Annotated in this window: 26 protein-coding genes; 19 read left to right on the top strand and 7 right to left on the bottom strand. The window is 34.9% G+C overall.

Going from position 1 to position 24,673, the window contains the following annotated elements:
* Positions 1-91: 91 nt before the first annotated feature.
* The 3 genes from BN999_RS05630 to BN999_RS05620 form a co-directional block, all read right to left on the bottom strand.
* Entirely contained in the window at positions 92-1,699 is a 1,608-nt protein-coding gene (locus BN999_RS05630) for a b(o/a)3-type cytochrome-c oxidase subunit 1 (protein WP_373453625.1), read from the bottom strand.
* An 80-nt stretch (positions 1,700-1,779) separates the two neighbouring features.
* Positions 1,780-2,283 carry a cytochrome c oxidase subunit II gene (locus BN999_RS05625; protein ID WP_096270428.1) on the bottom strand — a complete coding sequence of 168 codons (504 nt, stop codon included), beginning with the start codon at positions 2,281-2,283 and terminating at the stop codon, positions 1,780-1,782.
* Between the two features lie 27 nt (positions 2,284-2,310).
* A complete protein-coding gene (locus BN999_RS05620; RefSeq protein WP_096270427.1) occupies positions 2,311-2,448 on the bottom strand; it encodes a cytochrome c oxidase subunit 2A in 138 nt (45 codons plus the stop codon).
* 243 nt (positions 2,449-2,691) lie between these two features.
* Here BN999_RS05620 and BN999_RS05615 point away from each other — a divergent pair, with 243 nt between their 5' ends.
* Together BN999_RS05615 and BN999_RS05610 are read left to right on the top strand one after the other, a co-directional pair.
* Complete coding sequence (locus BN999_RS05615; protein WP_096270426.1) at positions 2,692-3,777, top strand: type III polyketide synthase; 1,086 nt, start codon at positions 2,692-2,694, stop codon at positions 3,775-3,777.
* On the top strand, positions 3,777-4,295 hold the full coding sequence (locus tag BN999_RS05610) for an isoprenylcysteine carboxyl methyltransferase family protein (protein WP_096270425.1): 519 nt from the start codon (positions 3,777-3,779) through the stop codon (positions 4,293-4,295). The genes BN999_RS05615 and BN999_RS05610 overlap by 1 nt, the downstream gene beginning before the upstream one ends.
* A 71-nt stretch (positions 4,296-4,366) precedes the next feature.
* Here the strand turns inward: BN999_RS05610 and BN999_RS05605 are convergent, their stop codons facing one another.
* Positions 4,367-4,567 carry a cold-shock protein gene (locus BN999_RS05605; protein WP_096270424.1) on the bottom strand — a complete coding sequence of 67 codons (201 nt, stop codon included), beginning with the start codon at positions 4,565-4,567 and terminating at the stop codon, positions 4,367-4,369.
* Between the two features lie 377 nt (positions 4,568-4,944).
* Here BN999_RS05605 and BN999_RS05600 point away from each other — a divergent pair, with 377 nt between their 5' ends.
* The 3 genes from BN999_RS05600 to BN999_RS05590 all read left to right on the top strand — a co-directional run bounded on the left by BN999_RS05600 (position 4,945) and on the right by BN999_RS05590 (position 8,114).
* Positions 4,945-6,615, top strand: coding sequence for a formate--tetrahydrofolate ligase (locus tag BN999_RS05600; RefSeq protein WP_096270423.1), 1,671 nt, complete (start codon positions 4,945-4,947; stop codon positions 6,613-6,615).
* Positions 6,615-7,208, top strand: a complete 594-nt coding sequence (locus BN999_RS05595; protein ID WP_096270422.1) for an HD domain-containing protein — start codon at positions 6,615-6,617, stop codon at positions 7,206-7,208. Before BN999_RS05600 ends, BN999_RS05595 begins: the two co-directional genes overlap by 1 nt.
* A 93-nt stretch (positions 7,209-7,301) precedes the next feature.
* Positions 7,302-8,114, top strand: a complete 813-nt coding sequence (locus tag BN999_RS05590; RefSeq protein WP_096270421.1) for a DUF2268 domain-containing putative Zn-dependent protease — start codon at positions 7,302-7,304, stop codon at positions 8,112-8,114.
* Between the two features lie 180 nt (positions 8,115-8,294).
* On the opposite strand, the gene BN999_RS05585 is transcribed toward BN999_RS05590, so the two are convergent.
* Positions 8,295-9,293, bottom strand: a complete 999-nt coding sequence (locus BN999_RS05585; RefSeq protein WP_096270420.1) for a C40 family peptidase — start codon at positions 9,291-9,293, stop codon at positions 8,295-8,297.
* A gap of 135 nt (positions 9,294-9,428) precedes the next feature.
* Between BN999_RS05585 and BN999_RS05580 the strand changes: the two genes are divergently transcribed.
* The 6 genes from BN999_RS05580 (at position 9,429) to BN999_RS05555 (ending at position 12,553) form a co-directional block, all read left to right on the top strand.
* The gene (locus BN999_RS05580) at positions 9,429-10,385 is read left to right on the top strand and encodes a thymidylate synthase (protein WP_096270419.1); all 957 of its coding nucleotides are present in this window, start codon (positions 9,429-9,431) and stop codon (positions 10,383-10,385) included.
* Between the two features lie 10 nt (positions 10,386-10,395).
* On the top strand, positions 10,396-10,887 hold the full coding sequence (locus tag BN999_RS05575; RefSeq protein ID WP_096270418.1) for a dihydrofolate reductase: 492 nt from the start codon (positions 10,396-10,398) through the stop codon (positions 10,885-10,887).
* Positions 10,888-11,052: 165 nt separating this feature from the next.
* Positions 11,053-11,256 (top strand): twin-arginine translocase TatA/TatE family subunit, encoded by a 204-nt coding sequence (locus BN999_RS05570; RefSeq protein ID WP_096270417.1) that lies wholly within the window; start codon positions 11,053-11,055, stop codon positions 11,254-11,256.
* A gap of 17 nt (positions 11,257-11,273) precedes the next feature.
* Positions 11,274-11,483, top strand: coding sequence for a twin-arginine translocase TatA/TatE family subunit (gene tatA / locus BN999_RS05565; protein ID WP_096270416.1), 210 nt, complete (start codon positions 11,274-11,276; stop codon positions 11,481-11,483).
* A gap of 81 nt (positions 11,484-11,564) precedes the next feature.
* A complete protein-coding gene (gene tatC / locus BN999_RS05560) occupies positions 11,565-12,308 on the top strand; it encodes a twin-arginine translocase subunit TatC (RefSeq protein ID WP_096270415.1) in 744 nt (247 codons plus the stop codon).
* 23 nt (positions 12,309-12,331) lie between these two features.
* Positions 12,332-12,553, top strand: a complete 222-nt coding sequence (locus tag BN999_RS05555; RefSeq protein ID WP_096270414.1) for a YozE family protein — start codon at positions 12,332-12,334, stop codon at positions 12,551-12,553.
* A gap of 39 nt (positions 12,554-12,592) precedes the next feature.
* On the opposite strand, the gene BN999_RS05550 is transcribed toward BN999_RS05555, so the two are convergent.
* Complete coding sequence (locus BN999_RS05550) at positions 12,593-12,916, bottom strand: YolD-like family protein (RefSeq protein ID WP_096270413.1); 324 nt, start codon at positions 12,914-12,916, stop codon at positions 12,593-12,595.
* A gap of 179 nt (positions 12,917-13,095) precedes the next feature.
* On the opposite strand from BN999_RS05550, the gene BN999_RS05545 reads away from it, so the two are divergent.
* From BN999_RS05545 to gdhA, 6 genes are all read left to right on the top strand, one after another.
* Complete coding sequence (locus BN999_RS05545; RefSeq protein WP_096270412.1) at positions 13,096-14,247, top strand: exonuclease SbcCD subunit D; 1,152 nt, start codon at positions 13,096-13,098, stop codon at positions 14,245-14,247.
* Position 14,248: 1 nt separating this feature from the next.
* Positions 14,249-17,362, top strand: a complete 3,114-nt coding sequence (locus BN999_RS05540) for an AAA family ATPase (RefSeq protein WP_096270411.1) — start codon at positions 14,249-14,251, stop codon at positions 17,360-17,362.
* Between the two features lie 279 nt (positions 17,363-17,641).
* Positions 17,642-18,007, top strand: a complete 366-nt coding sequence (locus BN999_RS05535) for a YqfQ family protein (protein WP_217988463.1) — start codon at positions 17,642-17,644, stop codon at positions 18,005-18,007.
* 73 nt (positions 18,008-18,080) lie between these two features.
* A complete protein-coding gene (msrB, locus tag BN999_RS05530; RefSeq protein WP_096270409.1) occupies positions 18,081-19,034 on the top strand; it encodes a peptide-methionine (R)-S-oxide reductase MsrB in 954 nt (317 codons plus the stop codon).
* 54 nt (positions 19,035-19,088) lie between these two features.
* Positions 19,089-19,292 (top strand): DUF6501 family protein, encoded by a 204-nt coding sequence (locus tag BN999_RS05525; protein WP_096270408.1) that lies wholly within the window; start codon positions 19,089-19,091, stop codon positions 19,290-19,292.
* A gap of 229 nt (positions 19,293-19,521) precedes the next feature.
* On the top strand, positions 19,522-20,892 hold the full coding sequence (gene gdhA, locus BN999_RS05520) for an NADP-specific glutamate dehydrogenase (protein WP_096270407.1): 1,371 nt from the start codon (positions 19,522-19,524) through the stop codon (positions 20,890-20,892).
* A gap of 282 nt (positions 20,893-21,174) precedes the next feature.
* Here gdhA and BN999_RS05515 read toward each other — a convergent pair whose 3' ends face one another.
* Positions 21,175-22,365 carry a M14 family zinc carboxypeptidase gene (locus BN999_RS05515; protein WP_096270406.1) on the bottom strand — a complete coding sequence of 397 codons (1,191 nt, stop codon included), beginning with the start codon at positions 22,363-22,365 and terminating at the stop codon, positions 21,175-21,177.
* Between the two features lie 167 nt (positions 22,366-22,532).
* Here BN999_RS05515 and BN999_RS05510 point away from each other — a divergent pair, with 167 nt between their 5' ends.
* Both BN999_RS05510 and BN999_RS05505 read left to right on the top strand, forming a co-directional pair.
* Positions 22,533-22,772 carry an indolepyruvate ferredoxin oxidoreductase subunit alpha gene (locus BN999_RS05510; RefSeq protein WP_096270405.1) on the top strand — a complete coding sequence of 80 codons (240 nt, stop codon included), beginning with the start codon at positions 22,533-22,535 and terminating at the stop codon, positions 22,770-22,772.
* Positions 22,773-22,969: 197 nt separating this feature from the next.
* Positions 22,970-24,499, top strand: a complete 1,530-nt coding sequence (locus BN999_RS05505; protein ID WP_096270404.1) for an FAD-dependent oxidoreductase — start codon at positions 22,970-22,972, stop codon at positions 24,497-24,499.
* Positions 24,500-24,673: the final 174 nt, after the last annotated feature.

Genomic DNA, 24,673 nt, shown 5'->3' with positions numbered 1-24,673 from the left:
GCTTATTTACCGCGCAGTTTTTAATCGATTTTGTAACTATAAAAAAAGAACAAGGAGTGCTCCATTACGGGCAATCCTTGTTCTTTTTTTATTATCTACCTATAGGGAAGTCAAATGGAACGGATCCTAGTGGAGAATGTTGCACAATATCAATCACTGGTACGGTGTACGCAGCTAATATAAGTGCCACTGTAATACCAATCCATAACTTCCAATTTTCAAACCATGCAGGAGTTTCCTCAGCATCATCTTCTTCCTCTGCAATCGGAAATTCTTCTTCACCCTTAGGAGCAAAGAATGTAAGTTTAATAAAGATATAAACCATTAGAAGAATACCAATAAATAGAATCGTTCCACCGACTGCTTGTGCTAATTGATAACCAATCCATTCTGATACTTGTTCTCCGCCACCATATTCAGAATAAGAGGAACGTCTAGGTGCTCCTAATAACCCTTGGATATGCATTGCACCAGACATTATAGTCATACCAACTGTCCATACAATGGCTTGAATGATTCCTAATCGGTTTATTTGTGGTGTTAATTTTCTTCCTCTTAAATGTGGGATTAGCCAATAACTAATACCAAAGAATGTTAACATAACAGTTGTAGCCACGGTTAAATGGAAGTGACCAGTAACCCAAATTGTATTGTGTATCAAAGCATTCATTTGGTGAGATGCGTTAATGATACCGCCAGCGCCACCAGGGATAAATGCTAACATTCCAATAAATGGTGCAAGGAAACGAACATCTTTCCATGGAAGTTTCTTAAACCATCCGAATAAACCTTTCGCTCCTTTACGACGTCCCGTAATTTCGAAGGTCGCAAACATGGAGAATGCGGTCATTAAGCTTGGGATGATAACCATGAATGTTAATACTACTTGAATAAACTTCCAGGTTGGATCAATACCAGGTTCTGTTAGTTGGTGATGGAAACCTACTGGAATGGAGAAAAATAAGAATAATACAAATGATAATCTAGCAAGAGAATCACTAAAGATTTTTCCCCCAATGATTTTAGGGATAATTGCATACCATGCCATATAAGCAGGTAACAACCAGAAATATACTAATGGGTGACCAAAATACCAGAATAAAGTTCTACTTAATAATACATTGATTGTTTCAGCGTATCCTAGTGACCAAGGAATAAATTGAACTAGTACTGCAACAGCAACTCCTAGTGAACAAATGAACCACATTGCCGTATTAATAGTAACCATAAACGCTAGTAATGGTGATTTTTCGCCAGGATGTGCTTTTTTCCATACCTTTAACTGATGCCAGTTTACAAATCCGGCAATCCAACTACCAACGATAACTAGTGCTAAGCCAATATAAAATACTGGATGAGCTCGAAGTGGAGCGTAAAATGTATAAAGTACACTAGCTTCACCGTACAGAATGGTTACGGCAGTCATTACAGTACCAACCACCATAATCCAGAATGCAATCCATGCAATTTTGCGTTGTTTTATGGATATTCCAACTGTTTTTCCCATTAGAGAGAAATGAAAACCGATAATAAAATAAGTAGTCAACACTAGGCCTAAGATCACACCATGCACAGTAAGAACTTGATAATAATCAATTCCTGCTGGTAATGTAAACTTACCAGATCGTACTAATACTTGAAGTAAACCCATTAACCCGCCTATTAATAAAGAGATGAAAGCAACAGAGATATAAGACATATAAAGTCTAGATTCAGGTTTAGAAATAGGTAGTGCTTGCAATGATGTTTTTGGTTGTGATTCATTTTTGGCTAATTGCATTATTCATACACCTCCACGGTGGCATACATCATGTGATGCCCGATTCCACAATACTCATTACATACAATAGTATAAGTTCCAGGATTATCCATTATGGTTTCTAAACTACTTACATAACCTGGTTCAACCATCATGTTTACATTTGTTCCAGCAACATGAAATCCATGGATAACATCTTTCGTTGCGGCCTGCCACAACACTTTTGAACCTTTAGGGATACGAATTGTTCTTACTGAATTTCCTTCTTCATCTTTACCCAAATCATAGTAAAATGCGCTAGCCGCAATATTAATGATGTACTCGTCTTCATCTACTTTCGTTAATCCTAAATTTTCAGGTTTAAAAGCCTCATTTGATTCAATATTATTTGGATCAATTGTTACACCGTGGCTTTGGGGATGAGTACCTTGCCAAAAGGCTCCATAACCTACTACAAAAAGAAATACAACTAATGAACCGATTCCAAATAATAACCAGATTTTTTCATACTTATGCAAATGCATAATTACTTCACACTCCTTTTTGATGAACTACCTAGAAACAAATAATGCAAATGCTCCAACCCAAGTAATGATGATAAAAATACCTAAAAGCATGACTGAAACAAATGTTCCTTTTAAATCGGGCTTATCTTTCTCAGATGCTTTTTTATCTTCTTGTCTTCGCATTAGAGAGCCTCCCTTTTCTTTGTTATTGTTGGTTCAATTTCATCATACACAAATTTCCAGTGATGAAAATGCACTAAATACAACGTTCAATTAATGTTCAATAACCCTTTAAATACCTTGATATCATTGGGTTTTTAGGTAAATGACGGATATTATTTGTGGCAGAAATATGTAAAAATAAGTAATAAATTATGAAAACGTCCACAAACTAACGCTAAAATTGAAATATTAATAGGTGAGAAAATGGCAATTGTGTGTTCAGTTGGAAAAGGTATTCCAAAGTATCAAATGGAGCAAGATAGAGTTAAAGAATTAGTGCAAAATTTGTTTAGCTATTCAGAAAGGGAAGTGCAAAGGTTATTACCGGTATTTGATAATGCAGCAATTCAGAATAGACAATTTGTAGTTCCGGAGGATTGGTTTTTAGTTGAACATAGTTTTGAGGAAAGGAATCAATTGTATCATCAAAATGCCATTCAATACGCAACAGAGGCAATGGATGATTGTCTACATAAAGCAAGCCTTTTTGATGAGGTAACATATGAGGATATAGATTTACTTGCATTTGTATCTAGTACAGGCATATCAACACCCTCCATTGATGCATTTTTAATGAATGATCGTCCTTTTCGTAGGAATGTTGAACGAATGCCCTTATGGGGACTTGGTTGTGCTGGGGGTGCAATAGGTTTATCACGTGTGTTCAACTGGTTAAAAGCTAACCCAACAAAGGTAGCCCTACTCATTAATTGTGAGATTTGTAGTTTAACTTTTCAAAAACGTGATCAAAAGAAAAGCAACTTAGTTGGGACTGCTTTATTTGGAGATGGAGTAAGTTGTCTTTTACTTATTGGTGAGAACTCTAAATTTAGGAAATCATTAACAAAGCCATCACCATTCATAAGAAGCAATAGTTCATATACAGAGAAAAATAGTACTAATGTAATGGGGTGGAGAATTGTTAATACAGGTTTTGAAGTTATATTCTCTAAAAGTATTCCTGCACTAGTCAACACTATATGGAAATCTCACATGAAAGAATTCTTACAACAAGAAGGAATAAAAATAGATGAAATCGATGCATTTATATCCCACCCTGGAGGTAAAAAGGTATTAGAAGCAATGATGGAGGCCTTTCATATTTCAGAAGAGAAGCTTCATTACTCTTCTGAAGTACTACGTGATCACGGAAATATGTCATCGGCTACGGTTCAATATGTTATGGATAGATGGTTGGAGGAGGATATTCAGGTGGGAACTAAAGGTTTATTAACAGCATTGGGTCCAGGATTTAGTTCAGAAATTTTATTACTGGAGTGGGATGAATAATGGCACTATGGATATGGGCATTAATTTTACTAATCATAGGACAAAGACTTGTAGAGCTTGTTATTGCTAAGAATAATGAAAAATGGATGAAAGCACGAGGGGGCATAGAGGCAGGAGCAGAACATTATAAATGGTTTATATACTTACATACCTTATTTTTTTTAAGTGTTATTGTAGAAATATTAATGAAAGGTAATAACCATGAAGTTGTATTTAATTATGTATACTTTGTGGTGTTTATTGCTGCTCAACTTGCACGTTTTTGGTGTATTTATTCATTAGGACGGTTTTGGAATACAAAAATTATCGTCTTGCCCAGAGTTGCACTGATTAAGAAGGGACCTTATAAATATGTAAAACATCCAAATTATATTATCGTAGCGGTTGAATTATTTATAATTCCGATGCTATTTGGTGCCTACTTGTCAGCAGTTATTTTTCCACTATTGCATATAATTTTGCTTCGTATTCGTATACCGGCGGAGGAAAAGGCTTTAGCGTCTATACCAAAGTTTTAAACTGCAATAGGTCTTGTTACATCAAAAAAAACGGTAATCTTAATTGATTACCGTTTTATATATAGGTGCTTTTATTTTTTAACTACATTAGCTGCTTGTGGACCGCGTTCACCTTCAACGATTTCAAAAGTTACTTCTTGACCTTCTTCTAATGATTTGAAGCCTTCACCTTGAATTGCTGAATAGTGTACGAATACATCGTTCCCACCTTCAACAGAAATGAAACCATAACCTTTTTCTGCATTAAACCATTTAACTACTCCGTTTTCCATGTAACTTAATCCTCCTAAAAACTTCACGTAAAACGTGTTAATACAAATCAGAAAAATGAGTATCAAAAAAGGCAGCTCAGATAGAAAGGTTGGATCACTCTTAACCCACTTCTTTCAACGAAGCCACCATTTCTTAATGATCCATAAATCTTCTTTGCTTGTGTCAACTATAGCTTATTTTAAATTGACAGTCAAGTTGCATATTCTAAAATATGCAGAATCATCCAATGTGTCTGTTAATTAACAGTCATTCATTGTATAATCTTAGTATATTTACATTTAATTAATTTATGTACTAAGCCGTATTTATAACGTTATGTAATTTATGGATAACAGGCGAAATTGCCAATATAAATAAGAAGAAGGGATGAAGAGAAATGAAAACAGATATAGAAATAGCACAACAAGCAACATTAAAACCAATACAAGAAATTGCACAGGAATTGGGGTTGACCAATGAGGACTTCGAACCTTATGGGCATACTAAGGCGAAACTATCCGATAAGCTGCTTGAAAAAATGGCTGATAAACCTAACGGGAAGGTCATTTTAGTAACTGCTATTAGTCCGACACCAGCTGGAGAAGGGAAGTCAACCGTTACAGTTGGGCTTGGACAAGCGTTAAATAAAATTGGTAAGAAGGCTATTATTGCTCTTAGAGAACCTTCCCTTGGTCCGGTCATGGGAATCAAAGGTGGGGCAGCTGGTGGCGGATATTCTCAAGTTTTGCCAATGGAAGATATTAACTTACACTTCACAGGTGATTTACATGCCATAACCAGTGCAAATAATGTGTTAGCAGCCTTAATTGATAACCATATTCACCAAGGAAACGCTTTAAACATTGATCCTAGAAGAGTTGAATTTAAGCGTGTGATGGATGTGAATGATCGAGCACTGAGACAAATTGTTGTTGGTCTTGGTGGCCCTTTAAGGGGGATACCTAGAGAAGATGGATTCAATATTACGGTTGCTTCCGAAATTATGGCTATCCTTTGCTTGTCGAAAGACTTAGAGGATTTGAAAGAGCGAATCTCCAATATAATGGTAGGTTATACATATCAAGAGGAGCCGATATATGTTCGGGATTTGAAAGTAGAAGGTGCATTAACACTATTACTTAAAGATGCCATTAAGCCAAATTTAGTACAAACAATTGAAAATACACCAGCAATTATACATGGAGGTCCGTTCGCAAATATTGCACATGGCTGTAATAGCATTATCGCAACCAAAACAGCTGCAAAATTAGGAGAGTTCGTTGTAACAGAAGCAGGGTTTGGCGCAGATTTAGGAGCGGAAAAGTTTCTCGATATCAAAACAAGAGCCGGAGACATTGACACAGATGCTGTTGTAATTGTGGCTACAATTCGTGCCCTCAAGATGAACGGCGGAGTTTCAAAAGATGACTTAAAAGAGGAGAATCTTGAAGCGTTAAAAAGTGGCATGCAAAACCTTCAAAAGCATATTGAGACTATAGAACATTTTGGACTACCTTTTGTAATTGCTATAAATAAGTTCCCTACGGATACCGTAAATGAAGTGGAATATATTAAAACATGGTGTGATGAAAAGGGATATGAGGTTGCTTTAACGGATGTATGGGCTAAGGGTGGAGAAGGCGGAATCGAACTTGCTGAAAGAATTGTCCATACAATTGAAACAAAGGAAAAGAATTTTAAGCGAGTATATGAACTTGAAGATCCTATTGAGACTAAAATAGAACAAATTGTACAAAAAGTTTATGGTGGTCAAGGTGTTGAATTTTCACCAAAAGCAACAAAACAACTTGCTTACTTTAAAAAGCAGGGCTGGGACAAGTTGCCAATATGTATGGCGAAAACACAATATTCTTTATCAGATAACCCAACATTGCTAGGTCGACCAACTGAATTTAATATTACGATACGCGAATTCCGACCATCTATTGGAGCTGGATTTATTGTTGCTTTAACTGGTGACATTATGACAATGCCAGGTCTCCCGAAAAAACCAGCAGCACTTCAAATGGATGTTACAGAAGATGGAAAGATTGTAGGGTTGTTTTAATGAATTATTTGGAACAACTTGAGGCGATAAAAGAATATTGCCGTAGACTATTCGAAACAGATTCAAGTGGACATGATTATTACCATCTAAAACGTGTAGCAAAACTTTCTAGCAAAATAGCCAAGGAAGAAGGGGCAGATTATTTTATATGTGAAGCGGGGGCTTGGCTTCATGATATTGGGGATCATAAATTGTTTTTGAACCCAAAGCAAGCTTTGGTAGAAATGGATCACTTTCTAAAGAAGATTGGAGTATCTGAAAATAATATTGAAAAAATCCATTTAGCAATCAAAGATGTTTCTTTTAGTAAGGGAAAAATACCTTCAACGATTGAAGGTAAGATTATACAAGATGCAGACCGAATTGATGCAATTGGTGCAATAGGGATAGCTAGGACATTTGCATATGGTGGAGCAAAAGGACAGTTGATTTATCACGATGAGAAGAGGGAAGGTACTTCTGTTCAGCATTTCTATGATAAAATTCTAACTCTTAAGGATACATTACATACCGATGGAGCTAGACAAGAGGCAGAAAAACGACATCTTTTTGTTGAGACATATTTAGAACAGTTTTTTGATGAATGGATCTAGATCTATTGTGAATCAAGCAGTGAATAAGGCATTGCTTGATTCTTTTTATTATTTTTTTACAGAATATTCCTTACAAAAGAGAGGTGAGTTAGCGTGTTAATTATAAAACAAATTACACCAATTGAAATTTATCAAAATCGTGAACGTTTCCCAGATTACGTCTCGGAACAATTATCTACTTTAATCACTGGAAGGGTATGGATGACAGACTTAGAGCAAATCGTACATCGATTTCAATTACATAAAATCACGAAAATGACACAAGAAGATATACTTACTTACCATTGGAATACCGAAAGAGTTGATGAAATCATTCGTGAAACATTTGATGAAGTTAATAAACATCTACCGTTTGATTCAGTTTCTTTTACTGTTTTCCCAGCCCTTTTTTATCCGTGGTTTAAACAACACGATAGGTCTATTTGGACAAACGGTTTCACTAATGGACCCAACTCCATACAGATTGCAGTCCCGCCAAATCCCGATGAAGTGTTTCTTAGATATATGGTTGCACATGAATTGCATCATGCTACACCAATTAATCCTATATATAATCTAACTGCAGATAATTTTTCTTTGTCTGAGTGGTTTAAAATGGAGGGAGGAGCTGAGTTATTTGCATTGTCCTTGTATGAAGATAAGCGGTGGTGGAAGGATGACTTTACATCAGAGGTAGAAGATATGTATAAGCAGAGTATGAAAACACATCTGGATTCAGTAGACGCTAAGATTAAAAATCGCTTTTGCTTCGGAGATCCCAAGAACGGTATTCCATATCTGGCTGGATATGCCTTTGCCTATAATGTATTTCGAAATTTCTCTGAGCGTAATCCTAAACTTACTTATCTTGAATTACTTGAAGTGGATTCATCTAGAATCATTCAAGAATATATACATTTAGAGTAAGACTAAAAATTAACGTGGTGAATTCGACTTGTTAGTGAAGATAATAATCTAGATGATTTTGATCTCATAAATGATAATAATCCACTAGGAAAATAAACAATCTTTACGGGAGAAACTCTATTAATAAAAAACAAGGAACTGATAAATTCAGTTCCTTGTTTCATCTTTTGTGATGATATCTTAATTGCCACTGATCCGCTTTGCACCTAAGTATCGAGATTGCCAATAAGTTTCTGACATATTGCTTACTTCTACCCCATCTAATCCAGCATGAATAAATTGCCCATTTCCTATATAAATTCCTGCGTGGGAAGGTCCTGGTTTATACGTTTGATAGAATACTAAATCTCCAACCGATAGCGAATCCACCGAAGAACCGAAATTCCAAATATCACTGACCGTTCTTGGAATTGTAATGCCATTCGCACTATAAACATATTGTAGAAATCCGCTACAGTCAAAACCACCAGGAGCAGAACCACCCCAAACATATGGCGTTCCTACATGTGCATAAGCAGTCTGAATAATAGAAGAATAATTGGCATCTATTTTTACGTTTTTGACATTTGAAGTAGACTTATTAGGGACACTAGATGTTGCTTGTTCTTTTTCTTCATTATACATAGTGGAAAGGGATTGCCTAGGTGCTTGATCTAAGAAATCAATATCGTGCTTTTCCTCCGCAATCTCCACTGCTTTTTTGGTTAAAGGTCCATACATTCCATCAATTTCACCTTCATAATAGCCAAAGTACTGTAGAGATTCTTGCACAATTTTAACCTCTTCACTCTGTAGACCGGGATAAACTGAATCTGACAAGCTTTCTAACCTTTTTATATTTCTATCGATATCCACTTCAATCAGAGCTACTATAGTTTCTGTATCTGCTTGACCCGTAATCGTCATATTATGGTCTCGCTGGAACTTTTTAATAGCATGCTCAGTCAACACACCAAGTTCTCCATCTACTTTGTCTTCATAATAATCTAGTTCATTTAATTTATATTGTAAAATTCGTACTGCCTCTCCATGGTCACCGTATTCTAATTGCTCCGCTTCTAGTAGTGTTTTATTTTCGAAAATAGGATAACTACCAGCATAGACAGCAAAAGGCTGGCTTAATACAAAACTATAAAGAAGAGTGTTTTTTGCTATATTTTCTACCGTTCCATTTAACATGCGCAAAAATCCCCTTTCACTTAACCTCTTGTTAACTAGTTTTATTGCATTTATAATGATTTTATGAGTTACGATTATGTTACAAGATTATTATGATACAATTAAAATACTACTAGAAAATGGGGGAGAAGCCTAATGCTAATAGGAGAACAAGCATACCTAGATTTATGTAATCATATCCTAACAAATGGCACAAAACGAGAAGACCGAACGAATACCGGTACATATTCAGTATTTGGCCATCAAATGCGTTTTAATTTACAAGAAGGATTTCCGCTACTTACAACAAAAAGAGTTCCCTTTCGTTTAGTAGCTAGTGAACTTCTATGGTTTATAAAAGGGGATACTAATATCCGGTATCTGCTAGAGAATAATAATAATATATGGAATGAGTGGGCATTTAAGAAATGGGTTGAAAGTGACGAATATACAGGTCCTGATATGACAGATTTCGGTAATCGCTCTCAAGTTGATCCTGAGTTTAAAGAATTATATAAAGACCAAATGGAGATTTTCAAGAAAAACATATTAGAAAATGATGAGTTTGCAAGTAAATATGGTGATTTGGGATTTGTTTACGGAAAACAGTGGAGATCATGGAAAACATCCCAGCACGAAACAATCGATCAATTAAAAGGTGTTATAGAGGACATTCGTAATAATCCGAACTCTCGTAGACATATTGTATCTGCATGGAATCCTGAAGACGTTCCGAATATGGCGTTACCACCTTGTCATACATTGTTCCAATTCTATGTCGCGGATGGAAAGCTTTCCTGTCAGTTATATCAGCGAAGTGCAGATGTGTTTTTAGGTGTACCTTTTAATATTGCTAGCTATGCATTATTAACACACCTAATTGCCCATGAAACTGGTCTTGAAGTTGGGGAATTTATTCATACATTTGGTGATGCACATATTTATTCAAACCATGTGGAACAAGTAAAAATTCAAATGGAACGTGATATTCGCTCTCTTCCAAAGATTAAATTTAATAAAGATAAAAAATCAATCTTTGACTTTGAGTTAAGTGATTTTGAAATTGTGGATTATAATCCACACCCTACAATTAAAGCTCCAATTGCTGTTTAGGAGGTATAATATGATATCATTGCTTTTTGCTATGGACCGAAATCAAGTCATTGGGGCTGATAATGATTTACCTTGGCATTTACCTAATGATTTAAAGTTTTTTAAAGAAAAGACAACAGGCAATACCATTATAATGGGGAGAAAGACTTTCGATTCTATTGGTAGAGCACTCCCTAATAGAAGAAATGTTGTACTTAGTCGTCAGGAAGTTGAGCTTCCTTTGGATGTTGATTTAATTCATCATGTAGACACTATTTTAGATTGGAATAACGAGCATCCGGAAGAGGAGTTATTTGTGATTGGTGGTGGAGGGCTGTTTAGTCAGATACTACCATATGCTGATCGGATGTATGTAACCTTAATTGATGAGGTATTTAAAGGTGATGTATTTTTTCCAGAGTTTTCACTAGATGATTGGAAGGAGACGTCCAGAGAAAAAGGAATCAAGGACGAAAAAAATCCCTATGATTACTACTTTATCCAATACGACCGAATCAAATAATTCGCCTGAAGGTTGTATAATATAGTGTTAACTGATAAAATAAAGATGGTTCTTACAAGATCATCTTTATTCTTTTTGAACTTTTTGTGATAGTTTTCTTCGTTACATATCAATTGTTTATTTTATGCTCTATAATGACATTAACTAGATAGAAGAGGTGTAAGTATGGGTCCTATTGGTATTCCAGGGTTAATTTTAATTCTGATTATCGCATTAGTTATTTTTGGTCCAAAAAAGCTTCCGGAAATTGGTAAAGCTGCAGGTCAAACATTACGTGAATTCAAGAATTCTACGAAGGATTTAACGGATGATGTGACTGATGAGATTAAAGATACAAAAGATATCGTACAAGGTAAAAATAATAAATAAATCCTTTGGAGTGAACGATCATGGGTAACATTGGTATTGGTGGGTTAATTTTAATTCTTCTTGTTGCTTTAGTGGTGTTTGGTCCTTCTAAGCTTCCGGAGATTGGAAAAGCTTTTGGTAGTTCACTACGAGAATTTCGTAATGCTGCAAAAGATATTGTATCAGATGGTAGTAGTAATCAAGAAAAATCAACTACCGAACTTAAAACAACTATAAAAAATGATTAAGGAAAGGTGTAAGGTTCTTAACCTTGCATCTTCTTTTCTGTTTAAAATAGATGTACTATTTGAGACACTTGGGGTGTAATTATGGCAAGTAAAAATAAAGAGAAAGATATGAATTTTACCGGCCATTTGTCGGAACTTAGAAATAGACTTGTTGTTACAGCTATTTTTTTCGTTGTTTGTTTTATTGCAAGCTATATTTTTGTGGAAGATATATATCAATTTTTTGGAAGTCATATAGACTTCAAGTTAGCAATAATTGGTGTCGGTGAAGTATTCTGGGTTTATTTCACTATAGCGGGCATTGTTGCACTAGCAGCAACTATTCCTTTACTTGCTTTTCAATTGTGGGCTTTTATCAAACCTGGATTAACACCAAAGGAAAGAAGAGCCTCCCTTGCTTATATTCCTGCAATATTCCTACTATTTGTTGCAGGGCTAGTTGCAGGATATATTGTTTTTATTAACTTAATATTACCATTTCTATTGTCTTTAAATAGTGGAACATTTATTGAAGTGTTTTCAGTAGAAAAGTATTTTAAGTTTGTCTTTCGAATTATGTTGCCATTTGCGATTATTTTTGAAATACCTGTTATTTCTATGTTTTTAACCAGTATTGGAATTTTGTCACCAAGTTTTATGAGGAAAATTAGGAAGTATGCTTATTTCATCCTAATAATCATATCTACAATGGTAACACCGCCAGACTTTTTCTTGCCAATCATTGTTTCAATTCCATTCTTTCTATTATATGAAGTTAGTGTTCATCTTTCAGCAATTGTATATAAGAAGAGAGAAAGTAAACACAAAGAATTTATGGAATCCTAAATCTGTATTTTGAGGTGTCTTTTATGCGTTCGTTTTATCATTTTATGATGACCTATCGCGGTAAAATAAAAGCAGATGATGAAAGTAGACTAGCCGATTGGATGTTTGGAGATCATAATTTCCCTAAGCATTCTAGCAGCTACCATGAACTTAGTGAGTATTTAGAATGGAATATTCCCTTTACTAGTGCTTTATCTGTCTTTGATTCGTTATGGGAAGAATACCTAATAAAAGAAAAAGAATAAAATAAAAGGGTCTACTGTTACCGGTAGGCCCTTGCTCTTTTAAATAATTTGAAAAATATTTCTAAATGGAATAAAAACAATATCACCTGTTATATCTTTTATGACAATCATTTGATGTAAAGAATCTAATTTTTTTATTATTCCCCGTATTTCCAATCTCTGATTATCGTAATAATATTCAATTTGTATACATTGTTTTTGATGAAATGCTTGGAGAATTTGATTATTTAATACCTCGAGTTCTTGCTCATCTAGGTTGGGTTTTACTACTTTTTTGTCCTCGTTCCATATTCTCTTTAATAACTCTACATGTTCTGGCAGCATTAATGATGTCCATTTAATCGTTCCTCTGTCATGCACCATTGATCACCTCAATTATTATTATATACGAACATTTGTTTGTTTATCAAGAATCCGATATACTTTAGTTCATGCAATCATGATAAAATGATATAGAAACACTATGTAATTAAGGTTTGTTATAATCGCGACCATACTATGATGTAATACCGATGATAAATTATTTACAAGGGGGAAGTAATATGAAAATATTGCATACTGCAGATTGGCACTTAGGAAAGATTGTTAATAGTGTCCATATGACGGAAGATCAGGACTATATATTAACTCAATTATTGGAAATTATCAGAACAGAGAAACCAGATGTACTGGTAATTGCGGGTGATTTGTATGATAGAGCTATTCCACCGAAGGAAGCCGTGGATTTATTAAATCGAATCTTAACTACCCTTGTAAACGACATCAAGATTCCAATACTCGCAATTTCTGGAAACCATGACAGCCCAGAACGATTAGAATTTGGAACAGAGCTGTTTAAATCTCAACAACTATACATTGAAACGAAATTGAATAGAAGTCTGAAACCCGTTGTATTAGAAGATAAACATGGTCCAGTATACTTTCACCTAGTCCCATATATTGAGCCAGCTGAAGCAAGAGAGTTTTTTAACGATAATAGTATAAATTCCCACCAAACAGCAATGGCAGCTGTAACGAATTATATTAAAGAAAATAATAATATGAGCGAACGTCATATTTTTGTTGGACATGCTTTTGTTGCAGGAGGCATGGAATCAGAATCAGAAGAACGTCTCTCCATGATAGGTGGAACACCGTATGTTGACGCAAATCTTTTTGAAGAGTTTGTTTATGTAGCTTTAGGACATCTACATCAAGCCCAACGAATAAAGCGTGACGTTGTCCGATATAGTGGATCTATTTTAAAGTATTCATTCTCAGAAGCAAATCATAAGAAATCTGTGACTATTATTGACTTAGATGGGGAAGGAAACTGTAAATTAGACTATATTCCTTTAGTTCCTAAACGTGATATGCGTGTAGTAGAAGGATATTTTCAGGAAATAATTGAGCAACCTTTGGATGGAAAAGAAGATTATTTGCATATTCGACTTCTAGATAAGGGTCAAATAATGGATCCCATGTATAAACTCAGAAAGATATATCCAAACATTTTACGATTAGAACGTGTAGGTTTCACCACTACAAAAAGCTTGTTGGATCTACAGCAAATCCGTCAAAAGCAAACACAGTCACATACGGAATTATTTGCTTCTTTTTATAAAGAAATTACCGAGGAAGAAATTGATGATAAGCGGATGGAATATATAGAAAAGACGATAACAAGTGTTATAACAAAGGAAAGAGGGGAATAGTATGCGCGCGATTAAGCTTAGTCTAACTGCCTTTGGACCGTATTTAGAAAAGCAAACAGTTGATTTTGATAGGTTGGGAGATGAATCTATTTTTCTAATCACTGGACCAACTGGTGCAGGAAAGACAACTATTTTTGATGCAATCTGCTATGCACTATATGGTAAAGCTAGTGTCTCTGATCGTGACCAGGATTCCTTAAGAAGTCACTTTGCAGCTGTGGAAGAACCAACAGAAGTAGAATTTCGTTTTGCTTTAAATAATCATGTCTATGAGATTGTTCGTAACCCTAAGCAATTAAAGAAAAAAGAACGTGGTGAGGGTTATACAGAAGAGCCAGCAAAAGCAGTTCTGTATGAGATTATAGAAAACGAAAAACAATTAGTTTCTTCCAGAATAAAAGATGTAAATGAAACCATAGAGGAAAAACTCGGTTTTGATTATGAACAATTTCGTAAAATGGTCCTAATTCCTCAAGGTGAATTCAGAAAATTGATTTCAGAGAATAGCAAAGATCGGGAAGCAATTCTACAAAAGATCTTTCGAACACATTTTTATGAAAAAATGACAGATGAACTAAAGGTACAGTCTAAGCAACTAGAAGCTGAGATAAAGAAATTAGATACGGATTTCCAATATGGGTTTACAAAGGTTGAATGGAACCATAACGAGCCTCAAGAAAGTGATACAAATGAACAGCTACTTGAAAAGTTAAAGCTAGAGATAGTTGAAACAAAAAAAATAGAATTAGAACAACAAAAACTCAAAGAAAAACAACTAGAAAAAGTAGCTATGATGGAGAAAAAGCTACAAAAGGCGAGTATCATAGAGGAAAAGTTTAAGGAACAGGAATCATTACAAAAGGAAAATGAACAATTAGAAGAAAAAAAGGAAGCTATAGTCCTAAAGAAAGAAAGACTACAACTTGGAAAAATTGCTCAGCAAATAATACCATTTGAAGAACAGAGTAATGCTAGAAAAAGCGAATGGAATATACAAGTAGAGCGATTACGAAAGCAAGAAGAACTCTTACGCCAAATACAATATGATTTTTCTATAGTTAAAAGCAACTATCAAGATGCTGCTAATAGAGAACAAGAACGAGAGAACTTAAAGGAAGAAGTAAAGAATGCTAAGAAGCAGCTTGAACAGGTAACAGCATATCTGGAATTAAGAAACAAAGTAAAAAATCTGAAACTAGAAAATGAGAAAGACGATAAAGAACTACAAAGTATTGAAATCGGCCTTAAGAAGAACGACACTAAAATAGATGAATATGAGAAGCAACTTGCTAACGAGGGAATACTAACCAAAGCATTCTATGAAACAAAAGATGCTTTAGGAAAACAAGAAGATTTAAAGAAAAAATTGTTGGACTACCAATTAGAGCATAGTAAGCTTATCAAACTTAGAAAGAAATATACTATTGCTCAACAACTATATAAAGAAAAGCAAGATGAAATTAAGCAATTAGAGGTAAAATATGACGCATTAGTTTTAGCCCAAAACGAACAGTATGCTAGTGTCTTAGCTGGTCAATTAATATCTGGGGAACCATGTCCAGTTTGTGGTTCCATACATCACCCTCAAAAAGCTACAGGAAAAACGATTGAGAAAGATTTTGAGGAAATAGAGCAATTGAAGGTCCTAATTCAAAAGAAAAAGGCTGAGTTTGAGTCTGTTCAATTAGAATTTGTAGATCATAAAACAAATGGACAAACACAACGGACTGTTGTAGATAAACTACAGGACGAATTGAATGATAGTTTCCCTAATATAACGATTGAATCTGTCCAAACCATTTTGATGAATGTAAATAATGAGATACGAAGTCTAAATGAAAAACAGAAAGGTATAATCCTAAAACAAAAAGAAATTGAACTCATACAACAAGAAAAAGAGAGCATCAAGAACAAGAATTTAGAATTAAAACAAACGTTTGATTTAATATCAAAACGAATACAAGAACGTAAAGAGGAGTTAGCAAGAACTGAAGCAATTACGAATGAAATAGAGAAGCAATTACCAGAGAACTTAACAGATCCAGTAGCTTTTAGACATATTGTAGAAGATAAAGAAAATCAGTATAAACAAATGATTCAGGAGTGGGAGAAGTTAAAGACTTCTTACGAAAAGACGAATGAATTGTTACAGAAACAAACAACTGTATTCGAGCAACTACAGGATTTTGAAAAAGAAATGAAAGAAAGTTATGAAATACAGTATAAGAAATATATAAATGCAATAAAGGAAAATGGTTTTGATAATCACGAAGAATACCAGAATGCAAAATTACCGCTAGATGAACAGAAGCAAATGGAAGAGGAAATTGAAGAATACGAAACTGCAATTAAACGGATTCGTTATCGATTAGAACAACTAAGTGAGCAACTGATTAATGCAGAAAGAATAAATTTAGAAATTATAGAGGAAGAAGTTACTAAATGTAAGGGTAAACTACTGAAAACACAGGAATCTTTACTCTCTATACATGCAAAAATCAAACAGGATGAAGGAACCTTATCTAATTTAGTTGATGTCTTGAATAAGATAAGAGAATTAGAAGAAGATTACTACATCGTTGGCAGCTTAGCAGATTTATCAAGTGGAAACAATGCCCTACGATTATCTTTTGAACGGTATGTGCTTGCTTCATTCTTAGATGAAATATTGATACAGGCTAATATTCGTTTAGACCGAATGACAGATCATCGATATCACTTAATTCGAAGTGGTGAAGTCGCTAAACGTGGAGCACAAAGTGGACTTGACCTTGAGGTCATGGATCACCATACCGGAATAACTAGATCTGTAAGGACATTATCTGGCGGAGAGGGGTTTAAAGCCGCACTTAGTTTAGCCCTTGGTCTTGCAGATGTTGTACAAGCCCACGCAGGAGGAGTACAGCTTGATACATTATTTATCGATGAAGGGTTTGGAACATTAGATGAGATATCATTGCAGCAAGCCATCGATTGTTTAAAAGATTTACAAGAGAGTAATCGATTGCTCGGTATCATTTCCCATGTTCCTGCGCTTAAGAATGAGATTCATACAAAATTAGTAATCTCACCATCTCATAAAGGCTCAAATTTAGCATTTACCTTTGGGAAATAAAGGATTTTTTCTCTGTAAAATCAATAAAACTGTTGTTTCGCCAATATTCGCATAATTTCGTACAAATAATGTTGTTTCTTGCGGTTACCCGGGAAATATAACCAATCATTTCATATTATCTGTTTTGTTAGCCTACACGCTTTTAGAGGCAATACGTACAATGAACTAGATATTATTTATGAAATGAGGGATGGATTTATGATATTCCCAGCACAGAGACAACCACAACATACGAGGCCTCATAATGATTTTATGTTCCCAAGTCGAGGATTTCAACAAATGCCAACAAGAAATAATCCTATTGCTGGAATCATGCAACAATTTATGGGTCAAAATCAAAATATCGGTCATATGGCTACAAAAGGTGTTGACGGATTATCGAAAACATTAAACGGTGTTCAACAATTCCTCAGGGTAGTTGACACAGCTGCTCCAATTGTTAAGCAATATGGTCCGCTAGTTCGAAATCTACCTGCAATGTACCGAATGATGAAGGCGTTTAAAGATATAGATGGTACTGACGAAGAGAGTCAAACCCTTGAAAGTATTAGCTTAGAATCATTATCTAGCAGTTCGGAGTCTTATCATGAGTCATCAGTCAAGCGAACCAGAGAAGGCGAGTCTATACCGAAATTATTTATTTAGAATGCACTACACTTGATTTTTCCTATTAAAAAGTAAAAAATGAATATTAGTAGGAATAATTGGAGGTATGTACATGACTAATCGATTAGAAAAAGCAACATTTGCAGGCGGTTGCTTTTGGTGCATGGTTGAGCCTTTTGATACAAGACCTGGTGTTGAAAGTGTAATCTCAGGATATACAGGTGGACATGTAACAAACCCAACGTATGAACAAGTATGTTCAAATACTACCGGACATGTTGAAGCGGTACAAATTACGTTTGACCCAGACATAATGCCTTATGAACAACTGCTTGAAACATTTTGGCAACAAATTGATCCAACTGATCCAGGAGGTCAATTTAATGATCGAGGAGAATCATATCAAACTGCCATTTTTTATCATAATGAGAAACAGAAAGAGCTAGCAGAACAGTCCAAACAACAACTTCAAGATAGTAGAAAGTTTTCAAAACCAATAGCAACCAGAATACTTCCTGCCATGCCTTTTTATGAAGCGGAAGAATCCCATCAAAATTACTATAAAAAACAATCATTCCATTACCGACTTTATAAAAAAGGCTCTGGCAGGGAGGATTTCATTAAAAATAATTGGAAAGCCGATAAATCGGACCTAAAAGAAAAGCTCACACCACTTCAATATCATGTCACACAAGAAAAAGGAACAGAGCGTCCTTTTCAAAATGAATATTGGGATATAGAGGATGAGGGAATCTATGTAGATATCATCTCAGGAAAACCATTATTTTCATCAAGGGATAAATATGATGCGGGTTGTGGTTGGCCTAGTTTTACGAAACCTATTGATGCCTATGAAGTAGTAGAAGAACTTGATACATCACATGGTATGATCCGTACAGAGATAAGAAGTAGAACTGCTGACTCCCATCTGGGCCATGTGTTTGAGGACGGGCCTAAAGAGGATGGTGGTCTACGTTATTGCATGAATTCAGCAGCAATGCGCTTTGTCCCAATAGACAAAATGGAAGAAGAAGGCTATGGAAACTTATTAAAATTATTCAATTAATTAGATGAGTTTACAATAAATTTATTATGTTAACTAAAAGGGGTAATAATTAAAATGATGCACTTAAAATGGGAAAACAATCCGACTATAAAACAAATTGAATGTGTACATGCTAATGCAAAAAAATTTGTAGTTGATAATAAATTAACTCCTGGAAAAGTATACGATGTCAAAAATGAGACAGATGAGTTTTATTTTATTTTTGATGATAGCGAGCGTATTGCTGGTTTCCGAAAAGACTATTTTAAAGAAGTATAAGCGTTAGCCGGTCTGTAGTGGATCGGCTTTTTACTTTATCTAACGATTTGAAATATTACTCAACTATGGTAAAATTCTAGATACTATTGAATTTTTTACGAAATACCAAATGAATAATCCTTTCAAATATATTCTTCCCAAAGATTTTTCCTTCCAGATTTATCGATCTTATCAATACTTACATATCACTTATTATATTAAACGAATCATATATTAGGAGTTGATTTTGTTGCATGTTCTAGAGTTAGAAACTGAAAATGTTAGAAATTATGTTAATCACTTATTTGAAATGGTAAAGTCACGTAATCCTAACGAAGTAGAATTTCATCAAGCAGTTAAAGAAGTATTCGATTCTTTAGTTCCAGTGCTTGTGAAGAATCCAACATATATAAAGTTAAGAGTCCTTGACCGGTTGGTTGAACCCGAAAGATTTATTACTTTTCGAGTTCCCTGGGTAGATGATGAGGGGATTGTTCAAGTCAATCGTGGTTTTCGTGTTCAGTATAACAGTGCAATTGGCCCTTATAAAGGCGGCTTAAGATTTCATCCATCTGTGAATGCAAGTATTATTAAATTTTTAGGTTTTGAACAAATCTTTAAAAATGCTTTAACAGGACAATTCATTGGCGGAGGTAAAGGTGGTTCTGATTTTGATCCAAAAGGTAAATCAGATATGGAAATTATACGTTTTTGCCAGAGCTTCATGACAGAATTGAGTAAGCATATCGGACCAGATTTAGATGTTCCTGCAGGTGATATTGGTGTTGGTGCAAAAGAAATTGGTTATTTATTTGGCCAGTATAAAAAACTTAAGGGTGCATATGAAGCTGGAGTGTTGACTGGAAAAGGAATTGATTCGGGAGGTAGTCTTGGCCGTAAGGAAGCAACCGGATATGGTACCGTTTATTTTGTTGAGGAAATGCTTAATGAGAAGGGCTTTAGCTTTAATGGGAGTACTGTCGTTGTTTCAGGTTCAGGAAATGTTTCAATCTATGCAATGGAAAAAGCGATGGAGCTTGGGGCGAGTGTAGTAGCATGTAGTGATTCTAGTGGGTATATCTATGACCCAAATGGTATTAATCTAGACACTGTAAAACGATTAAAAGAAGTAGAAAATAAAAGAATTAAAGAATACGTTAAAGTACATCCGGAATCTACATATGTAGCTGGTTGGAAGGGGATTTGGACAATACCGTGTGATATTGCTTTACCATGTGCTACTCAAAATGAACTGGATGCTGAATCAGCAAAGCATTTAATAGCTAATGGAATAAAAGCCGTTGGAGAAGGGGCTAATATGCCTTCCACCCTAGAGGCAATTGATGAATTTTTAGCCAGTAATGTGCTATTTGCGCCTGCAAAAGCTGCTAATGCTGGAGGAGTTGCTGTATCATCCTTAGAAATGGCACAAAATAGTGCACGTGTTTTCTGGACTCAGGAAGAAGTTGATGAAAAATTAAAGGTAATAATGAAAAATATTTATAAAAAAAGCATAGAGGCTGCAACTGAATATGACTTTCCAGGTAATTTAGTAATTGGCGCAAATATAGTTGGATTCATCAGGGTTGCGGATGCCATGATTGAACAAGGTGTTATTTAACCTAAGTAAGGTAAGGGAGGTTTCGGACAAAAGTATTTTACTTGAAAATAAATATTAATCATATGATAAGTGCCTAGACAAGCTCCGGAAATATATTACACTTTAATGTCCCCACAAGGTAGATAACTGTTCAGATCGAATTTTTCAAATTGTCTACCTTGCCGCGGAGGGCGGCCCTGAGCTTAGTTCAGGTTTTCAAAGTAAAATTTTAGTTTTGTCTGCTCCCTTTTTAACAGATTTACCTTGCTATATTTTCACTACGGTTTATTCTATTTTTTGTTATTACAAGTATAAATTCGCTAACATAATCCCCAGAGTCTCTTCGTAAATTTCATTGAACTGTGCAATCGGAAGAGGATTCACACCAGTACCCAACTCAATGGTGTATGCCGGTCTACGATATACTTGTATAAACCAATCTTTAAATCCAGCGTAACTATCAATAAACCGTACTGGCTTATAGCCACTAACACGAGCATATTCGTTAACAATTGTTTCAGCTTCTGATGGTTCTAAATTTTCATATCCCCAATAGATAACTTCCCCTTGGGTGTGGAGAGCATTAGCTCTCGTATAGTTTCTAATTCCTGTTAATTCTGCCATTGCAACAGACTCTGGTTCGGTAAGTGGTTGATATCCTGGAAAATCTCTTGACTCTGGTGTTGAAGGCTTTCTAGCCGCTTCAATTTCCCATTTTGCAGGGTATTGGTTATTTAAATCTACCCCACGAATATTGGCTTTCCAATTAGAAAAATCTAGATTATTATTATTTATACTTACTACTTCATCCTGATAAGAGCCAGCAGCTGACGCACCATCAATAACTAAATCAACCCCATCTGGATTGACCATTGGGACAACTGATAAAAGTGTTCCCGTGATAAAGGGAAGCATATAGAGACCTCGTATTGGTTGGCTATTCGTAACTGAAAGAACATAATGATTAATAAATTGGATAATTATAGGAGTGGTTATCCATTCATTAGCATGAAATGAACCATTTACATGTACTTGTTTGTTCCCATTGCCTATTTGTAACTCAATTAATTCTTTACCCAATACTGATCTTCCGATTGTGTTTTTTCGAATAAATGGATAGATGTTGATTAATCGATTTATATCTTGAATCATTTTTGTATACGTATAATTTGAAGGATCTGCAACAATCATAGTTGTCACTCTACTTGGAATTATTATCTCTTGACCAATTTGTAGATTTGTTGCATGAATCTCCATATTAGCACTAATTAACGCATCAAGGCTAACATTATGGTTAGTTGCAATTTTCCACAGAGTATCGTTTTGCCTTACTCGATAAGTTATTGTTTCATATCCAGGTATTAGGATTCTCTGACCAATTATTAATTGTGTAGGTGAAATATTGGGGTTGGATTGAATGATTAAAGTGAGAGGCACATTAAATAATTGACTATAGAACCACAATGAATCCCCTTTACGAACGTATACTTCCATACCATCTCTCCTTTAAAAGCTAGCTAGTTAATCGTATGAAATAAAATAAAAAAGGTGATTCTATTAGTAATTGCTTGAACAAAAAAATAATGTTCTGTAGTATAATTACTATATTATGGCATTTTAGATAGATCCATTTTAATTTATTATTTAGAGGAGGGTATTACATGGCATTTGTCATTACATCGCCTTGTAAAACAGAGAAGGCAGGAGAGTGTGTAGAAGTCTGCCCTGTTGATTGTATAGAAGAAGGGGAAGACATGTTTTTTATAGATCCAGATATTTGTATCGATTGTGGAGCATGTGAAGCTGTTTGTCCAGTTGAAGCAATCTTTATGGAAGATGAAGTTCCTGAATCGGAAAATGAATATATACTATTAAATCGTAAGTTTTTTGAAGATCGTTAATACAAAAATAGCTACCAAATATCTTGGTAGCTATTTTTTTAATACCTGTTTATCCACTTTTAAATTACATGTTTGTTATGTCTAAATGATTGAGAATCTAAGTAAAATAATTCCAGGTTAGATGGGGAATACTGACAAATATAGTTTCAATTAGACAAAATGATTTGTTCGAAATGTAGATAATAGGAGTGATAATAATGGTTGAATCAAAAGAGTTACCTCAATTCCCTGAACCATACTGGAGAGATAATATTGATTTTCCAAGTTTTCCAAAATTAGAAGAATCCATTAAAGTAGACGTTGGAATAGTTGGAGGAGGAATAGTGGGCATCACAGCTACCTATTTACTATCCAAGCAGAATATAAAAGTAGCCCTTATTGATGCAGGTGTAATTTTAAATGGTACTACTGGACACACGACAGCTAAGATAACCGCACAACATGATATTATTTATGATGAATTCATTAAGCATTTTGGTGAAGACAAAACAAAACTATATTATCAAGCCCAGATGGAGGCTAAAGAGTTTATTGAAAAGACAACAAAGGAATTAAACATTGATTGTGATTTCATAGAACAGGATGCAATTATTTATACAAATTCTGATGAATACATAACACAGTTGGAAAATGAAAAAAAAGCATATGATCAACTAGGAATTCATGGCGAATTAACCGATTCTATTCCGCTACAGGTACCACATAAAAAAGCTCTTATTATGAAGAATCAAGCACAATATCATCCATTGAAATTCTTAAAGAGGCTTACTGAGGAAAGTGTTAAAAATGGTGCACAAATTTATGAGAATACGACAGCAATCGATGTAGAATATAATAGAAATCCAGCCATTATAACAAGGGAAGGGCATCGAATTGTTTGTAGTTTTGTAATTGAAGCTTCCCACTTCCCATTTTATGATGGACAAGGATTTTATCCAGCAAGAATGTATCCAGAAAGAGCTTATGCCTTAGCCATTAGAGCGAAAAAGAAATACCCTGGTGGGATGTACATATCAGCAGAAACGCCCATTCGTTCTTTACGTTCTGTAGAGATTAATGGTGAAGAATTATGGCTTGTTATTGGTGAGAAGCATAAGACCGGTCAAGGAAAATCTACGATAGAACACTATCAAGCTTTGCAGCATTTCGCAGAAGCACATCTTGGAGTTGAAGAAATATTATATCGGTGGTCGACTCAAGACTTAATAACATTAGATAAACTCCCCTTTATTGGCCGTGTCTCAGAGGAAGAAGATGCAGTGTTTGTGGCAACGGGCTTTAGAAAATGGGGTATGTCAAACGGTACAATTGCAGCTAAGATATTAACTGATCTAATTACCGGCAAAGAAAATCCATACACAGATTTATACAACCCATCTAGATTCCAAGCAGATCCATCCTTACGTAAATTTGCACAAATTAACGCTGATGTAGCAAAACATTTAATAAAGGGTAAATTGGAATTTACAGATAATAATATCAAAACATTATCTACTGATAACGCCACTGTTACCCGTATTAACGGTAAAAGAACAGGTGTATACAAAGACAAAGAAGATAAATTATATGCAGTTGATACCACCTGTACTCATATGGGCTGTGAAGTAGAATGGAATTCGGGTGAAAGATCATGGGATTGTCCATGTCACGGTTCAAGGTTCTCCTATACTGGTGAAGTAATGGAAGGGCCAGCCAAGAGACCACTAGAGAAAGTTGATTTGGAGTAGGTATTAAGAAAAGACCATTTCCTTGAAATTATCGATACAGTCTAAGAGGCTGGGACAAAACCCCAGTAAATTAATATAAGCATGGTCCTTACCAACGTTTTAATGGTAAGGACCATGCTTATTATTTTTCGCACGCAATTTTCTGATATTAAAGTAAACAAAAAGGACACCATC

It is taken from the genome of Paucisalibacillus globulus, assembly GCF_900184735.1.
In the GTDB taxonomy this organism is placed as follows: Bacteria; Bacillota; Bacilli; order Bacillales; family Amphibacillaceae; genus Ornithinibacillus; species Ornithinibacillus globulus_B.
The sequence above is the reverse complement of the archived record's forward strand: the minus strand, read 5'-3'. Positions and strand labels throughout refer to the sequence as shown.